The following is a 15,405-nucleotide window of genomic DNA, read 5'->3' on the forward strand; positions in this document are numbered from 1 at the left end:
CGAATAATAGCCTCCATATCTAGCTTTAAAACAAAATACCAGCTCAACTACAGCCTCTCAGCGGTATAGCATATTAACAAACGCGATTCAATTTTAAAACATAAAAAAAGAGGATGCCGTAATTTTGGACACCCTCTTTTGTATATTAGTAAATTAATAGATATTGAAATATATAATCATATGTCGTTGCTATTTAGAATAGCACTAGTAGACACTCATCACATTCCAAAGCTTATCAAACTCTTTCTGATAACTTTCTATTGCTTTAGTATCGTTGGTTTCGAGAATATTCTCTTGATTATATTGAGCAGCACTTCGCGTCCAGTTATAACTCCCGGTAAGTAGAACCTCATTATCAAAAATTGCAAATTTATGATGCATGTGATGACTCGAATTATCCACTTTTACCTCAGCTCCTTTCTTCTGCAAGTATTCAATATCCGAACCCAAGTCATGGGTCTTCTCATCATCGGTAATAATTCTAATTTTAACGCCCTTATTTAAGGCATAAACCAGTTTATCACGTATATCGTTATCACTAATGGTAAAAACGCAGATATCGATCTTATTAAGGGCATAACTGATTTGAGTAAGAATGGTGTTGACACACTCCGGCCCTGGACTAAAATAAGAATGACAATAAAACTCTTGGGTAAGCTGTGGTAGTATTAATTTATTGGCCTCTTCCAACCAATCGATAATTTGAACTTGCTTATATTCTTTCAAGTGACTTCTGGCTTCGGCAAATATTTCACTTCTTACACGACTTAAGTCGTGCTTACTTAATTGTTTATCTTTAATAACCGCTTTTAAGGCTTTTTTCTCGCTTTTAGAAAAGATACGATCTTCAAGGGTTTGTTTTAGGTATTGGATTAATTCATTCATAGTTACGCATTGTGTATTATTGGGTTGAAGTTTACTTCAGGTAATATTAATCAATATCAATCATGTAAACAATCAATTTTAATAATACGAGCTCAATCCTATCGCTAAATAGTTTGAGAAGAACCTACAAAAAATCCCCAAGGATTACCTTGAGGATTTCATGTGAAACTTTTTTATATCGCTTAAATATATACGTTACCTATTTTAATAAGCTTAGGAATATTTATCAGCTTAATCTTCCTACCATTAAGTTCAATTAACTTATCAGCCTTAAATTCCGATAACAAACGAATGACAGATTCGGTAGCAGTACCTACCATATTGGCAAGTTCCTCTCTGGTTAATGAAATCTGAAGTGTACAATCCTCATCCAAGTCAAAGGTATCCATTAACAGAAGTAATACCTCAGCTAAGCGCTCGCGCACCGTTTTTTGAGCAATATCTGTTAAGAACTTATTGGACTCTCCCAGCTCTCTACACGTTAATTTCATTAACGACATTGCAAACTCAGGATTTACCTTTATTAAACTGGTTAGTACCTCTGAAGGCAGGTAACACAGTACAGCATCGTTAACAACTTTAGACGTAGTACAAGCTAACTCATCACTTACAACAGATCTAAACCCAATTAAATCACCATCCTTGGCAAATCGAATGATCTGCTCTTTACCATCAAAGCCGGTTTTATATATCTTCAGAATCCCCTTTATCACAATATAAGCACCGTTTATACGACTACCCTCGTGGTACAAAATATTGTTCCGCTTATGTAACGTACAGCTCATCGACTGCGTTAAAGAAAGTAATTCCTCCTCTGTTAAACCGCTAAAGATTTCATACGAGAGTAAATCTACCTCATCGCTGAAAGGGACACTTTGAATATTTTTCATAACTTAATTAACAACTGAATGAATAAAAAAGTGATAAATGTCATAATTTGCAAGCAAAGATATAAAAAGGTCAGATAATTACATTACATTAAATATTTAAACATATAGATATATGAAAACTACAACTAAAATTGAGTGGACAGGAAACATGTCTTTTGAGACAGAATTATTCGGTCATAAGCTAACGCTCGATGCCGGAACCGACAATGGTGGAGAAGATAAAGGACCTCGACCAAAGATACTTATGTTAACAGCCTTAGCTGGATGTACGGGAATGGATATTGTTTCGATATTAAAGAAAATGAGAGTGGATGTAGAAGATTTACAGATAATTGTAGAGGGAGATATGACGGAAGAACATCCTAAATATTATGAAAAAATGCACATAATCTACCAGTTTAAAGGACAGAATTTACCAATAGATAAACTGGAAAAAGCAGTGAACCTTTCGGAAGAAAAATACTGCGGTGTATCAGCCTTATACAAAAAAGCAATTCCAGTAACAACCGAAATACAACTTATAGATTAACACAAAAAATGTTGTTAAACATCATTTTTGTAAGTACTGGATGCATAAAACAAAACCCTGCTCACATAGAACAGGGTTTATTTTTTATCTTTTTAAAAGCGTGGTAAACACTATTGACCAGCTGACTTAAATTGATCTAAAAAGCGTTTATCGTTTTCAAAAAACAATCGAATATCTTTAATCTGATATTTTAGCATGGTTATGCGCTCTATACCCATACCAAAAGCAAAACCAGTGTATTCATTGCTATCAATACCACTTGCTTCCAATACGGCAGGATCAACCATACCACAACCTAAAATTTCAACCCAACCGGTGTATTTACATACATTACAACCTTTACCACCACACAATGAACAAGAGATATCCATTTCAGCTGATGGCTCGGTAAATGGGAAATACGATGGACGCAAACGAATCTTGGTATCGGCACCAAACAACTCCTTTGAGAAATATAGCAAGGTTTGCTTTAAATCGGCAAACGATACATTCTTATCGATGTAAAGCCCCTCTACCTGATGGAAGATACAATGTGCTCGTGCAGATATAGCTTCGTTACGGAATACACGGCCAGGGAATATGGCACGAATAGGTGGTTTTTGCTTTTCCATTACACGCACCTGAACAGATGATGTATGCGTACGTAACAAAACATCAGGATTAGTAGCGATAAAGAAAGTATCTTGCATATCGCGCGCCGGATGCTCTGGTGGAAAGTTTAGTGCTTCAAATACGTGATGATCATCTTCAATCTCAGGTCCGTCGGCCACCGTAAAACCTAAACGCGAAAAAATATCAACGATCTCGTTTTTTACAATTGATAAAGGATGACGGCTACCTAACTCAAAAGATGATCCAGGAAGCGTTAGATCAAGCCCTACATCACTTTGTCCACTGGCAGAGAACCCCTCCTTAATCTCATTTATTTTATCAAGCGCCTGCGTTTTTAGCACATTTAACACCTGACCTACTTCACGCTTTTGTTCGTTAGGGATGGTTTTAAACTCATCAAATAGCTGCGAAACCAAACCTTTTTTACTTAAATATTTTATTCTCAGCTGTTCAGCCTCTTCAGCCGATGAAGCTGCAAGACTTTTAATCTCCTCAACTAATTGATTAATTTTATCTAACATGATTGTTTAATTACTTTATTATAGCGACTTGCAAAATTAATAAAACGATTGGGATGGACGTATCCTGACTTTGTTTTTTTGAGTTTAAAATAAACTACAATTGATCAAGCATCCACTAAAAAGCGGATGGAACTTCTATTTTTTAATAATCTGAATGGTTTTAATGCGTATTTCATCAATGGGACGATCAACAGCATAGGTTTTAGAAGCAGCTATTTTATCAACCACATCCATTCCTTTGCTTACCCAGCCAAACACGGTATAATCACCATCCAAATAAGGTGCACCCCCTAAAGTGGTGTAGGCCTTTCGCTGGGCTCCTGTATACTTAATCCCTTTTTCTATTTCCAAATCATTCAGCTCAGTATTCGTAAACAAGCGTCCTGCAACAATATAAAACTGCGAACCGTCACTTCTATTATGTTTATTTCTATCAGCTGGTAGTTTAGACGCAGCTATCATACCTCGTCGATGGTACAAGCCTGGAACAACATTCATTTTTAATGTATAACCAGGGCCTTGCCAGCCAACTACATCATCCTTTTTAGCGTATTTTGTATCGGCTGCACCTGTTTGAATCAGGAAATTATTGATGACACGGTGTACCAACAAACTGTCGTAAAACTGATCACTCACTAGTTTGATAAAATTATCGCGATAAATTGGAGTTTTGTCCGACAAGGCAATTTCAATATTTCCTTTATTGGTAATGATCCGAAATCCCTTCACTTTGGTATGAGAGATATAGACTTTATTGCTTTTATTGCGAAGTTCGTAAATCGACTTTGGTGTCTTATCCTGCCGATCAATTAGTTGTTGAATCCACTTCGGCTCCAGAATACGCTTTTTACCTTCTATTTCCTGCACCAAACCTGCCAAACGATGACTATTAGCAAAAACAGGTTTACCAGATTTAAGACCACCACTATAATCCTTAAATGCGATACTGTCTGTTTTATTTACCTGACCACAAACATCATCCTCGATATACAACTTTCGCTTTTTACGATATAATTGATAGACAGAATCCATTTTGAAAGTGGCATCATTTAAACTTAGGTAATTGAGATTTCGGCGTGATACTTTGAGCAGAACCAAATCAAGATTGAGATCGTAGGCCACAAAACCTTGAACCAAGGAAAAATCTTCCAATCCCATTGGCGAAGCCTTAACCTTAGCAGCACCTTTTATAAAACTCAGGTTAGTAACAACCAGGTTGGGCGCCACATAAAAGCCAAATCCATCGTTTAAGGCACGCGTATAATGATCAAAGGTGCGGAGACTAACTATACCTTTTACATTTGTTTGATAGGAACCTTTAAAAGAGTCGATCTCCTTGTTTGCCTGTCGGTTATTTTTACAGGATAAGGCGCTTATAATAATAAATAGAACTAAGAGTAACTTACGCATCGCTAAACTGAATTTAAAACTTTTACTGGGTTACAATGCTCACTTTAATCGTTACATTACTTGTCGGCCGATTGTTTTTATCAACAGGAGATGATGCAATTTTATTTAGCACGCTCATTCCCTCAACCACTTCTCCAAAAACCGTGTAATCACCATCTAATTCAGGTGTTCCTCCTACAGTTGTATATTTTTGACGCTGTGTTTCGGTAAATTCGATTTTATCCGATAAACTGTATTGAAAGTTAATCTTGTCTTTAATCTCGCGCAACAACTTATTAAAGCCCTTAGGATCCTCCTTTTTCAATCGTGCCAGTTCCTCCTTATGAGGCAAGTAGTATTGCTTCTTTAACTCTATTTTTATGGGATTATTGGTTGCCTTTTCTATTAAATCAAGCTCCTCCGTGCTATATTTTCGACCTTGCACAATGTAAAACTGTGAGATATCAGACATCTTAAAATGGTTGACTTCTTCGGGCTGACGTGGCGCACATAGAGCCCCTCGTTTATGAAAACAATTCTCGTGGTATTCAGCATCGATATTTATCGCTTTACCATAACCTATGGCTCTACCTGGTGCAGCATTGCGCGAATCGGACGAACCTCCCTGAATGACAAAGCCCTTTACCACCCGATAAAACAAAGTACCGTCGAAATGCTTCTGACCTACTAATTTTAAAAAGTTATCTCTGTGCTCTGGCGTTTCGTTGTACAATTTTACCTTCATCGTGCCCAGGTTGGTAGAAATATGAACGTAAGAAACAGGTTCCTGAGCCTGGCTCAAGAACAAACTAAAACAACATACTAAAAGTAGAAATAATCGTGGCATTGATACTAAGTTTTGAAATGGCAAGATACAAAAAAAAGAATCCAGCAACCGACCTGTCATAGTCAGTTACTGGATGGTATCATTTTTAAGCGAACACAATTTATTTGTGTTGGGCAATAACTAGTTAATCACATCAAGTGAAATAATGTAAACGTCTTCCAATGGGCGATCGCCTTGTGCAGTGCCAACAGAGGCAATTGAGTCGATTACATTCAATCCCTCAACTACTTCTCCAAATACAGTGTAATTATCATCTAAATGCGGAACACCACCAAGGGTACGGTAAACTTCTTTTACCTCTTCAGGAATGGTCTGCTTTGGCTCTTTTGCCATTTGAGCATCTACTTCTTCCTCTATTGTTACGCGCATAGCCATAAAAGCCTCCTGATCGCCAGTTTGCTGTATAGCCTGTAAAGTATCTTTATAAGCCTCTAGTGTTTTATAAAATAATTGCTGACGCTTCATATCAACATAACGCTTCTCTATCGATTGAAATTTCTCGTCGTTATAGTTTGTTCCCTGAACAATATAAAATTGAGAACCCGATGATTTACGTTCAGGGTTCACGTTATCGCCAGTGCGAGCAGCTGCCAACGCTCCTTTTTTATGAAATAATGTAGGATAATTGATCTCGGCAGGTATCTGATAGCCAGGACCACCATTACCAAGCATAACGCCCGGTGCTGCACCTTTTGAATCCGGGTCGCCACCTTGAATCATAAACTCATTTATAACACGATGAAACAACAATGAATCGTAGTAACCTGATTCGGCTAATTTTACGAAGTTATCGCGATGTTGTGGTGTTTCGTCGTACAATTTAATTTTCATATTACCCTTTGATGTTTCCATCATTAGCAAAACACCTTCTTGAGATTTGGTATTGCATGCCGAAAGCAAAACAACAGCCAAAGTCATAGTCAATAAATACTTCATGCTTTTATCTAATTTGTTTGTTCATTCTAGTGGATATTAGGCAAACTCAACATCTCTAAAATACTCGATCAGTCCTTTTTTGATGACTTGATTCTGGTATGAAGGCATCATCGATTTTAGCTTAGCCGATGCTTCAAAAATAGGAAATCCATCTGCATCAATCCCTGTTTCTTTTATTATTCCCTGTCGTACTAAAATCCTGCAGCGAGCCACATTAATTAAATCCATCTTCTCGGTTTTAGAATACTCTCTAAAGCCCCATCCCATTTCCTTAATTCCTAGTACAAATAAAATAAATTCATATTCGGCACTTACCTTAAAGTGCTTACTAATTTTCAATATCAATTTATCCCATTCCTGCTCAAACTCGTCGGTTGTCATATCTGCCATGTTTCAAAATTAATCAATCGCTTGTAAAGCACAAGCGTTTAGTTTTAATAGAAAGCAAACAACGCGCTCAATAAAAAGTTGACTTTTTTACAAATGTCTGTAACTTCTCCTAAATTTTAAGCGTCCTATTTGATAGAGAAGAAATTGTCCCATTTCAAAATGATTGTTTTACCCAAATGATACTATGATGAAATTCCAAAAACTCAGCTTATTAATGACCGTACTTTCTGTGTTGTGCCTATCGTGCATTGAAGCGCAGGATGTAATAGACCAAGTCAATGAAACCTACAATAACGTTACAGCAATTGAAGTAGAGGGATCTTTTTGCTCGGTTAATATTGTTGGTGGCAGTGGCAATGATGTTCAGCTAACTGGAGAAGTTACTGGTTCGAAAAAATATGACATTAAAATCAGACACAATATGAGTGGTGGAACGCTGCGAGTATGGATCGATCGCCCCAATTCGCTTCGTAATGTTAAAGGTAAATTAGATTTTAAAGTACCAAGCAATACAAACATTGATGTGGATAACTCAAGTGGAAGCGTCCACGTTTCAAACATTGGCCAGGTTGTGGTTAAACTAGAGGCATCAAGTGGTAGTATTAAAGCTCAAGATATAGATACCAACCTAAGTGCTACCGCATCATCGGGTAGTATTTCCCTTTCGAATATATCGGGCGATGTTCGCTCAACCACTTCATCGGGAAGTCAAAAACATGCCACAATTGGTGGTAGCCTCAAAGCAAAAGCATCATCGGGTGGTATTCGTATTGAAGGTGTTGGCGGAGAAGCTGAAGTCAGAACCTCATCAGGAAGTCAGAATATTAGTTCGATAGGTAATAATGTATATGCCGAAGCTTCATCGGGTGGAATAAAAATAAATGATGTGAGAGGCGATGTGAGAGCAGGAACGTCATCGGGAAGCATGAGTTTGAATAATGTAACTGGTGCTGTTAACCTTTCATCAACCAGTGGAAGCCAACGCGGAAGCAATGTTAAGCTAACTGGTAACTCTACGTTTAAATCTTCATCGGGCAGTGTAAATATGGAATTAAGCAACGATACCGAGGAGTTGAGCTTTGCTTTAAAAGCCTCATCGGGAAGCTTAAACGCTAAAGGAAATAGCGGACGTAAAAACCTAATCATCGAACGAGGTCCAATAAAAATTACTGGTAACAGTAGTTCGGGCAGTCAGTCATACAGATAAAAGAAACGGTTCTATCGCCAGATGATGAATTCTTCGGAACGATTTGTCTGGCGATTTTTTTTACCCAAAAAACAGGTAAGCCAAAAGAATGGATGCCACTATACCAGCAAAATCGGCTATTAAACCACATGATAATGCATGCCGTGTTTTTTTAATGCCCACCGAACCAAAATAAACAGCCAATACATAAAAAGTAGTATCCGTTGAGCCTTGGATAGTACTGGCCATTCGAGCCGCAAAAGAATCAACTCCATGCGTATTAATGGCTTCCACCATCATGCCGCGAGCAGCTCCCCCACTCAAGGGTTTCATAAAAGCGGTTGGTAAAGCATCAACAAAGCGCGTATCAACACCTGTTAAGGCACATATACTTCGCACGCCCTCCAGTAAAAAATCCATGGTGCCTGATGCCCTAAAAACGGCCACAGCAACCAATATGGCAACCAAAAACGGGATAATCTTAACGGCAATATTAAAACCCTCCTTGGCTCCATCGATAAAAGCATCGTACACATTTACCTTTTTACGAATAGCCATTAATATAAAAGTGATGATAATGGAGAACAGTAAAAGATTGGCTCCCAATAGGGAAACGGTATTAACCTCATCCTTGCTTAAGGTAGTGAGGTAATAAATAAAACCACCAATAAGGGCAGTAAACCCACCTAAGTAGGCTACTATAACTTTATCGAACAGGTTAATACCCTGAACCAGTGACACGGCAACAATACCAACAATGGTGCTGAAAAAGGTAGCCAATAAAATGGGTAGAAATATATCGGAGGGATTCGAAGCTAATTCGGTGGCTCTAATCGCCATTACACTAATTGGAATAATGGTAAGTCCACTGGTATTCAACACCAAAAACATTATCTGTGCATTGGATGCTGTATCGGAGCTTTTATTGGATGTTTGCAGCTCTTGCATGGCTTTTAAACCCACCGGCGTTGCTGCATTATCGAGCCCAAGCATATTGGCCGCTATGTTCATCATCATGCTTCCATAAGCCGGATGGTTTTTAGGCAATTCAGGAAACAAGCGACTAAAAAATGGACCAATCACACGGGACATCACATTTATCATCCCACCTTTTTCGCCTATGCGCATTAAACCCATCCAAAGCGTGAGTGCACCAGTTAAACCTAAAGAAATATTAAATCCTGTTTTGGCACTGTCAAAGGTCGCATTCATCATCTCGGGAAACACATTCATATCGCCCAAAAAGATGAGGCGTACCAAGCCCACAACAAAGGCTATAAGAAAGAAAGCTATCCAGAGATAATTAAGTGCCATAAGCGATTAAAAGAAAGTTTGTGGATTAATCTCGTGCGAAGGTGCACTAATCTTCAGGTTATCAATTTTAATGGCGCTATTAGATGATCCAAAGCCAATGTGTCCCGTATTAAATAATTCATCAGTGGCTTCTAAAATTAACTCATCGTTCATGTACACCTTTACACTTTTATCGGCTGCTAAGCGTTCTAAGCGTAATTTTTGCCACGTTTTCATTTTCCAGATCACGCCTTTCTCGTTAATGGCACCCACACGCTTAGGCTTATCGCCATCTACCATAAATATGTTGTGGTTCTTCTTATCGGCCTTGCTGGCTAACTGAGCAAAACAATAATGCTCTCTATCCTGAATACCGAAGAAAATACAGAAATCGAGCAAGCTAAAGTCCTTACCATTTTGTACCACATCCATCTCCAGGATAAAATCGCTGAGTTCAAATTGCTTTAAAACAGCCACTACTGCAGGACCTGAATGAGCACTTTCATACTCGCCTTTTCCTAAACATTTTAATGCTTTACCTGGCTTTCCGTTTTTACTTATTAACCACTTTGAATCATCGGAAAAATCAAAATCATTGGTGGATTTATCCTTGCTAAAGTTTTGTGAGTAAACAACTTTATATATTTTATCGATGGTTGTTTGCGCGCGACAAACAGTGGATAACGTAAAAACCATTAGTAGAAACAAGTGTGAGGTTCTCATTCTAAATGCCATTATTTGGGTTAAAAAATCAACTTAAAGATATAAAATACTATTGACCCGGATGCCCTTTTAGTTTTTCCATGTTACGCTTGAGCTTGTACTCATCGTGCGGCGCTCCAAACTCCTTACATGTAACCTCATCCATTGGCACTTTCCACATCTTCACATTTTTAACAGCAGGATCGCTGTATTCAAATTTCTTTTCACTGTAGGTCTGCATCAAAATGTCCAAAGCTTCGCGCTTCTCATCCATATCCTCAATCCACTGCACAGTACCATTCACTACCACGCTTTTCGATGTCATGCGGTAACTGCAGGCCACCTCAGGGTGTTGAAACACCAAATCGTTATCGATTGAAAATGTGATACAAATACTTGGGTTATTATTAACGATATCGATTAAGCGACCCTCGGGTGCCGAATGCAGATAAATTACATTGTTTTTATAACCATAGTTCATTGGTAATACATAGGGTTTGTTGTTTGGGTCAACAACACCCACAAAGCATATATTGGCCTTTTTAATAACAGCCTCAATTACTTCTACATCGGTATGATTCAATGTTTGCATATCTTTCTTTTTTATTTTTATACAATGGTTCGTCCGCCAAGTTCCTTGGATATATGGGTTAGCACCTGTTGCCAGGTATTTACCTCTTTCATGTGCTCTAATAGCGCCTCCATGTCGCCACCAGCCATCTCTATTTGCTGCAGTTGCTGACGCTTTTCTTTAACCACAATCTTTACCTTTTTCCATTTAAGCTCCATCACAATTTTAGGCACTAATGTGGGCAATAGCTCCTCTACGTTGGTTACCACTCCAAATTTATGATGTATTCGGCTTAAATCATGCTCCTTTCCAATCAGATCAGATGCCAGTCGACTTAAATCAGGATTCGAATTATTTACAAAAAACTTAAGCGCAGGAGTACTCGTGTTTTCACTTACCGCATCATAAGCTTCCATCATTTGGTTATAAAGAGGATTGGTACTCATAAGATCATCCTGCTTTAGTTCGTGTAAAATATACTGTCCCACCGATACTTTTTCTTCCTCATCGGGATTAAGTGGCAACTCGCCAAACTTTACCAAAAAGCGTAAAATTTCGCGCTCCTCCAACTCCAGTGGGTTAACGGTAATACCAGGCGATGGTGATGCCGAAGGGGCAGAAGGGCCTGACGATGGTTGATTAAAAATTTCAGGAGGCGGCATATCTGGCGGCCCATTCGATGGCCTTGGCGTATTACGCCTAAAATCCTCCTCCTGCTTTTTCTTTTGCAGCTTACCTGTTTCCTGCATCAAAACCCGTTCGTCAACTTTCAGCAGGGTGCTACACTCCTTCACATACACCGATCGCGTAATCGTATCGGGTATAATCGAAATGCTTCGTACGATATCCTGAATAAGTTGAGCCTTTTTTATCGGGTCGTTTTGCGCATCGGCTAATAGCAAAGAGGTTTTAAACTTGATAAAATCCTGCTGATGGGCCTCAATATATTGTTTAAGTTGTTCTTCGTTTCGTTCTTTGGCAAATGTATCGGGATCCTCGCCATCGGGCAGAAGAAGAATTTTCACATTCATGCCCTCGGCTAGTACTAGGTCAATACCACGTAATGATGCTTTTAATCCAGCTGGATCGCCATCGTAAATAATGGTAATGTTTTTGGTAAAACGAGCTATCAAACGAATTTGATCAGATGTAAGCGCAGTACCCGATGAGGCCACCACATTACTTATACCAGCCTGATGAAACGACAGTACATCGGTGTAGCCCTCTACCAGGTAACAACGATCCTGACGTGTTACCTCTTGCTTAGCATGGAAAATACCATATAACACACGGCTTTTATGGTAGATGTCCGACTCGGGCGAGTTTAGATACTTGGCTGTTTTTTTATCGTTCTTAAGTATACGCCCTCCAAAGGCAATAACTTTACCAGCTAAACTGTGAATGGGAAACATCACGCGACCTCGAAAACGATCGGCCTGATAATTGTCCCTCACAATGGTTAATCCTGTTTTCTCAAGGTACTCAATTTTATAACCTTGCTTTAGGGCATTTTTGGTAAAAGCATCGCGCTGCTCAGGCGAATAACCCAATTGAAATTTTTCAATAATATCATCGCGAAAACCACGACTGCGAAAGTAACTTAGTCCTACCGACTTTCCCTCATCGGTATCGGTTAAGTTTTTACCGAAAAATTTACCAGCATACTCGCTGATAACCATCATGCTTTCGCGTTCGTTCCTCTGCTTCTGTTGCTCAGGCGAATACTCCTCCTCAGCTACTTCAATATTGAACTTCTTACCCAAAGCACGAATAGCATCTACAAACGAAAGCTGATCGTGTTTCATCACAAAGTTGAGGGCATTACCTCCCTCGCCACAGCCAAAGCACTTGAAAATTCCCTTGTGGGGCGATACAGTAAACGATGGAGTTTTTTCGTTGTGAAACGGACAATTACCCAAGTAATTAATTCCTCGTCGACGCAGTGTTACATAGTCGGATACAACCTCAATAATTTGACTATTGGCTGTTTCCAAAACTTTATCTACTGTAACCTGATCAATCATGTATGGAACTATTTGTTTTTTGCGGTGTACAAAGATAGAAAAATAAGCCATTTTTGAATTGAAACAGTGGTCTCCATTCAGGGAATTCGCTTACAAACATTTGAACCATCTCCCCACTTTGTGGTACTCCCCTTGGGCAAGGATGAGAGGGATGAAAAACCGCCCCCCCCTGAATTTTAGGAGAAGTACAGACAGGCGAGGTTGTATAATACAGAAAAATCTCCTGCCGTCGGTGCGAGCATTTCAGAATGAGCGGAAGTGTTCCTGCCCTTGTCGGGAGAATTAACAAGTTTGAATACTCAGGCTTTTCGTTTACTTTTATAGTTGATTCTTTATTTAACCAAAGTCACACTGCTGCAAACAAGTTTGCTATGAGTAAAAAAAAGTTGGCCGTATTAACAGGTGCTGGCATAAGTGCCGAGAGTGGCATAAAAACCTTTAGAGATAATAACGGTCTATGGGAAAACCACGACGTAATGGAAGTGGCCAGTCCTGAAGCATGGGCTCGTGACCCACATTTGGTGCTGGAGTTTTATAACCAACGTCGTAAGCAACTACTAGAGTGCAGCCCCAACGAAGGACATCATGGCTTGGTAGCACTTGAAGAGATGTTTGATGTGCAAATCATTACTCAAAATGTTGACGATTTACATGAGCAGGCGGGGAGCAGCCAGGTATTGCATTTGCATGGTGAATTAAAAAAGGTACGAAGCACCAAAGATGAATCGTTGGTGTATACCCTCGACGGATGGGAGCTTAAATGGGGTGACACTTGTGAAAAGGGAGCGCAATTGCGTCCGCACATTGTATGGTTTGGCGAAGCAGTACCCGCCATTGAAACCGCCATAACATTAGTAGAGCAGGCCGACATATTAGTGGTAATTGGTACCTCGTTAAATGTATACCCGGCAGCAGGTTTATTAAACTACGCTAAAGCTGGCACCCCAATCTATATTATTGACCCCAATCAACCAGTGTATACTGCAAACGAAAATATTACGTTCATAAATGATAATGGTACTGTAGGCGTACCTAAACTCATTAACCTTTTAAGCAACTCATCCTATGTATAAAATACTAACATCACTGTTCCTCGTTCTAATTATGGGTTTAAGTACCAGTAAGGCTCAGGAGTTTAAAGCTGGTCCACTACTTGGTACCTCATTCTCTCAAGTTGATGGCGATAACTACGCAGGATACAATAAAGTGGGCCTAAACTTGGGGGCTTTTGTTAGTCGCCCCATTAGTGAAAAGTGGCAATTACAATTGGACATTGCTTATATTCAAAAAGGTAGTCGCCAGGCACCAAAACCCGACAAAGAGCAATACGATGATTATAAAATACACCTCAGTTATATTCAGTTTCCACTTGTTGCCAGATATCGTTACAAACAATTCTCAGGCGAAGCAGGCATTTCCATTGGGGCTCTTCTCACGAGTGAGGAAGAAATAGATGGCACCCCCATTGAAGATTTACCTTCGCATGATGTGGTACCCTTTCAAAGTACTGAGTGGGCTACGGTATTTGGTTTAAACTACCATTTTAACGACTATTTCTGGATTAATGCACGTTGGTTGTATTCCATTAATCGCGTTCGTATACCGTATGATGGGGACATACCAGCCTATAACCCCAAACCCCATTGGTTCAGTCGTAAGCCTGGCCAGTACAATAATAACTTTGTGGTGTCGCTATATTATTCCATCAATAAATTACTATAAAACAGCATAAGCAATGCTTGCAACGCTCACCTTTACACCCTCAATGGTTCTGAGTTGATTAATACACGCTTCCATGGTTGATCCCGTGGTGATGACATCATCAACCAGCAGCACGTGTTTACCCTCCAATTGTTCGGGCGCTCTCACATTAAAAATATTCTCAACATTCTGCCATCGTTCGTATCTACCCTTTCGAGTTTGTGAGGCAGTGTGCGTATTTCGGTATACAGCTGAATCAATTAGCGGCTTGCACAAAACCTCACTTATTCCCTGAGCAATTACATGCGCCTGATTAAAACCTCTTTTTCTTTCTTTTTTAGGATGAAGAGGAATGGGTACCACCACATCTATTTCTTCTCTTTGTGACTCAGCAATAGTTTTGGCTACTTGACGTCCCAACTCCGTACCCAATGGTTTATTACTACGGTATTTTATTTCATGGAGTAGGCGCTGAACAGTTTCTCCTTTTTTATAAAAGAACAAGGAATAGGCATATTCTATTTTGCAGCGACCCCACATAAGGATGGATACCTGATTATCACTTGGACATCGCTCATAATAAGTACGCGGTAAACGTCTAATGCACATTTGACATATTTCTATTTCGTGTTTAAATAAATGGGTACCACACGATATGCAAATAGGTGGGAAAAATAATTGCGTTACCGCTGAACTTATGTTGATGACATGTTGGGCTAGGTTCATTTAGTCGGTTTAAAGCATTTCCATTTAGGGCTGTCTCAAATAGTTTCAATACAAGTTATTTAAGCTAAACACCAATATCAAGTCATACTGACTTAACAAACTTTTAAACATCCAATAAAGTGCGCTTAACAATTAGCTAACATAGGTGCTGTAGTTTTGTAATCAAACAATTAAGGATTTCAATTAAGAAATTCGATTAACTA

The 15,405-nt window shown here is 39.1% G+C and carries 16 protein-coding genes; 4 read left to right on the top strand and 12 right to left on the bottom strand.

The genetic code is table 11. The features are described from left to right. Positions 1 to 204 precede the first annotated feature (204 nt). Complete coding sequence (locus tag FNN09_RS04945; protein ID WP_143300381.1) at positions 205 to 885, bottom strand: phospholipase D-like domain-containing protein; 681 nt, start codon at positions 883 to 885, stop codon at positions 205 to 207. A 182-nt stretch (positions 886 to 1,067) separates the two neighbouring features. Continuing rightward, positions 1,068 to 1,775 carry a Crp/Fnr family transcriptional regulator gene (locus tag FNN09_RS04950; protein WP_143300382.1) on the bottom strand — a complete coding sequence of 236 codons (708 nt, stop codon included), beginning with the start codon at positions 1,773 to 1,775 and terminating at the stop codon, positions 1,068 to 1,070. Between the two features lie 112 nt (positions 1,776 to 1,887). On the opposite strand from FNN09_RS04950, the gene FNN09_RS04955 reads away from it, so the two are divergent. Further along, positions 1,888 to 2,304 (top strand): OsmC family protein, encoded by a 417-nt coding sequence (locus tag FNN09_RS04955; RefSeq protein ID WP_143300383.1) that lies wholly within the window; start codon positions 1,888 to 1,890, stop codon positions 2,302 to 2,304. Between the two features lie 110 nt (positions 2,305 to 2,414). Here the strand turns inward: FNN09_RS04955 and FNN09_RS04960 are convergent, their stop codons facing one another. From FNN09_RS04960 to FNN09_RS04980, 5 genes are all read right to left on the bottom strand, one after another. Continuing rightward, on the bottom strand, positions 2,415 to 3,437 hold the full coding sequence (locus FNN09_RS04960; protein ID WP_143300384.1) for a phenylalanine--tRNA ligase subunit alpha: 1,023 nt from the start codon (positions 3,435 to 3,437) through the stop codon (positions 2,415 to 2,417). A 135-nt stretch (positions 3,438 to 3,572) separates the two neighbouring features. Continuing rightward, complete coding sequence (locus tag FNN09_RS04965) at positions 3,573 to 4,847, bottom strand: peptidylprolyl isomerase (protein WP_143300385.1); 1,275 nt, start codon at positions 4,845 to 4,847, stop codon at positions 3,573 to 3,575. A 22-nt stretch (positions 4,848 to 4,869) separates the two neighbouring features. Continuing rightward, a complete protein-coding gene (locus FNN09_RS04970; RefSeq protein ID WP_143300386.1) occupies positions 4,870 to 5,673 on the bottom strand; it encodes a peptidylprolyl isomerase in 804 nt (267 codons plus the stop codon). Between the two features lie 120 nt (positions 5,674 to 5,793). Beyond that, positions 5,794 to 6,609, bottom strand: a complete 816-nt coding sequence (locus FNN09_RS04975) for a peptidylprolyl isomerase (RefSeq protein WP_143300387.1) — start codon at positions 6,607 to 6,609, stop codon at positions 5,794 to 5,796. 36 nt (positions 6,610 to 6,645) lie between these two features. Continuing rightward, a complete protein-coding gene (locus FNN09_RS04980) occupies positions 6,646 to 6,999 on the bottom strand; it encodes a hypothetical protein (protein ID WP_255434031.1) in 354 nt (117 codons plus the stop codon). Between the two features lie 187 nt (positions 7,000 to 7,186). Here FNN09_RS04980 and FNN09_RS04985 point away from each other — a divergent pair, with 187 nt between their 5' ends. After that, entirely contained in the window at positions 7,187 to 8,206 is a 1,020-nt protein-coding gene (locus tag FNN09_RS04985; protein WP_185968875.1) for a DUF4097 family beta strand repeat-containing protein, read from the top strand. Between the two features lie 60 nt (positions 8,207 to 8,266). Here the strand turns inward: FNN09_RS04985 and FNN09_RS04990 are convergent, their stop codons facing one another. The 4 genes from FNN09_RS04990 to dnaG are packed head-to-tail and all read right to left on the bottom strand — an operon-like array spanning position 8,267 to position 12,775. Continuing rightward, positions 8,267 to 9,499: a nucleoside recognition domain-containing protein gene (locus tag FNN09_RS04990; protein WP_143300389.1), complete on the bottom strand. Its 1,233-nt coding sequence runs from the start codon at positions 9,497 to 9,499 to the stop codon at positions 8,267 to 8,269. A gap of 6 nt (positions 9,500 to 9,505) precedes the next feature. Continuing rightward, positions 9,506 to 10,201 carry a hypothetical protein gene (locus FNN09_RS04995; RefSeq protein ID WP_143300390.1) on the bottom strand — a complete coding sequence of 232 codons (696 nt, stop codon included), beginning with the start codon at positions 10,199 to 10,201 and terminating at the stop codon, positions 9,506 to 9,508. A 49-nt stretch (positions 10,202 to 10,250) separates the two neighbouring features. Then, the gene (locus FNN09_RS05000; protein ID WP_143300391.1) at positions 10,251 to 10,772 is read right to left on the bottom strand and encodes a pyridoxamine 5'-phosphate oxidase family protein; all 522 of its coding nucleotides are present in this window, start codon (positions 10,770 to 10,772) and stop codon (positions 10,251 to 10,253) included. Positions 10,773 to 10,789: 17 nt separating this feature from the next. Further along, positions 10,790 to 12,775 carry a DNA primase gene (gene dnaG, locus FNN09_RS05005; RefSeq protein ID WP_143300392.1) on the bottom strand — a complete coding sequence of 662 codons (1,986 nt, stop codon included), beginning with the start codon at positions 12,773 to 12,775 and terminating at the stop codon, positions 10,790 to 10,792. A gap of 371 nt (positions 12,776 to 13,146) precedes the next feature. On the opposite strand from dnaG, the gene FNN09_RS05010 reads away from it, so the two are divergent. Together FNN09_RS05010 and FNN09_RS05015 are read left to right on the top strand one after the other, a co-directional pair. Then, positions 13,147 to 13,848, top strand: coding sequence for an NAD-dependent deacylase (locus tag FNN09_RS05010; RefSeq protein WP_143300393.1), 702 nt, complete (start codon positions 13,147 to 13,149; stop codon positions 13,846 to 13,848). Then, positions 13,841 to 14,497, top strand: coding sequence for a porin family protein (locus FNN09_RS05015; RefSeq protein ID WP_143300394.1), 657 nt, complete (start codon positions 13,841 to 13,843; stop codon positions 14,495 to 14,497). Before FNN09_RS05010 ends, FNN09_RS05015 begins: the two co-directional genes overlap by 8 nt. Here the strand turns inward: FNN09_RS05015 and FNN09_RS05020 are convergent. Then, positions 14,492 to 15,085: a ComF family protein gene (locus tag FNN09_RS05020; protein WP_185968876.1), complete on the bottom strand. Its 594-nt coding sequence runs from the start codon at positions 15,083 to 15,085 to the stop codon at positions 14,492 to 14,494. The two genes, FNN09_RS05015 and FNN09_RS05020, sit on opposite strands and share 6 nt — an antisense overlap. Between the last annotated feature and the right edge of the window lie 320 nt (positions 15,086 to 15,405).

Source organism: Carboxylicivirga sp. M1479 (assembly GCF_007097485.1).
Classification (GTDB): Bacteria; Bacteroidota; Bacteroidia; order Bacteroidales; family Marinilabiliaceae; genus Carboxylicivirga.

Excerpts from the sequence above, each read along its gene's own strand:
- FNN09_RS05020 (WP_185968876.1), bottom strand. The coding sequence starts at position 15,085 with ATGTGCATTAGACGTTTACCGCGTACTTATTATGAGCGATGTCCAAGT.
- FNN09_RS04990 (WP_143300389.1), bottom strand. The coding sequence starts at position 9,499 with ATGGCACTTAATTATCTCTGGATAGCTTTCTTTCTTATAGCCTTTGTT.
- FNN09_RS04950 (WP_143300382.1), bottom strand. The coding sequence starts at position 1,775 with ATGAAAAATATTCAAAGTGTCCCTTTCAGCGATGAGGTAGATTTACTC.
- FNN09_RS04975 (WP_143300387.1), bottom strand. The coding sequence starts at position 6,609 with ATGAAGTATTTATTGACTATGACTTTGGCTGTTGTTTTGCTTTCGGCA.
- FNN09_RS05015 (WP_143300394.1), top strand. The coding sequence starts at position 13,841 with ATGTATAAAATACTAACATCACTGTTCCTCGTTCTAATTATGGGTTTA.
- FNN09_RS04980 (WP_255434031.1), bottom strand. The coding sequence starts at position 6,999 with ATGGCAGATATGACAACCGACGAGTTTGAGCAGGAATGGGATAAATTG.
- FNN09_RS05000 (WP_143300391.1), bottom strand. The coding sequence starts at position 10,772 with ATGCAAACATTGAATCATACCGATGTAGAAGTAATTGAGGCTGTTATT.
- FNN09_RS04960 (WP_143300384.1), bottom strand. The coding sequence starts at position 3,437 with ATGTTAGATAAAATTAATCAATTAGTTGAGGAGATTAAAAGTCTTGCA.
- FNN09_RS04970 (WP_143300386.1), bottom strand. The coding sequence starts at position 5,673 with ATGCCACGATTATTTCTACTTTTAGTATGTTGTTTTAGTTTGTTCTTG.
- dnaG (WP_143300392.1), bottom strand. The coding sequence starts at position 12,775 with ATGATTGATCAGGTTACAGTAGATAAAGTTTTGGAAACAGCCAATAGT.
- FNN09_RS04965 (WP_143300385.1), bottom strand. The coding sequence starts at position 4,847 with ATGCGTAAGTTACTCTTAGTTCTATTTATTATTATAAGCGCCTTATCC.
- FNN09_RS04945 (WP_143300381.1), bottom strand. The coding sequence starts at position 885 with ATGAATGAATTAATCCAATACCTAAAACAAACCCTTGAAGATCGTATC.
- FNN09_RS05010 (WP_143300393.1), top strand. The coding sequence starts at position 13,147 with ATGAGTAAAAAAAAGTTGGCCGTATTAACAGGTGCTGGCATAAGTGCC.
- FNN09_RS04955 (WP_143300383.1), top strand. The coding sequence starts at position 1,888 with ATGAAAACTACAACTAAAATTGAGTGGACAGGAAACATGTCTTTTGAG.
- FNN09_RS04985 (WP_185968875.1), top strand. The coding sequence starts at position 7,187 with ATGAAATTCCAAAAACTCAGCTTATTAATGACCGTACTTTCTGTGTTG.
- FNN09_RS04995 (WP_143300390.1), bottom strand. The coding sequence starts at position 10,201 with ATGAGAACCTCACACTTGTTTCTACTAATGGTTTTTACGTTATCCACT.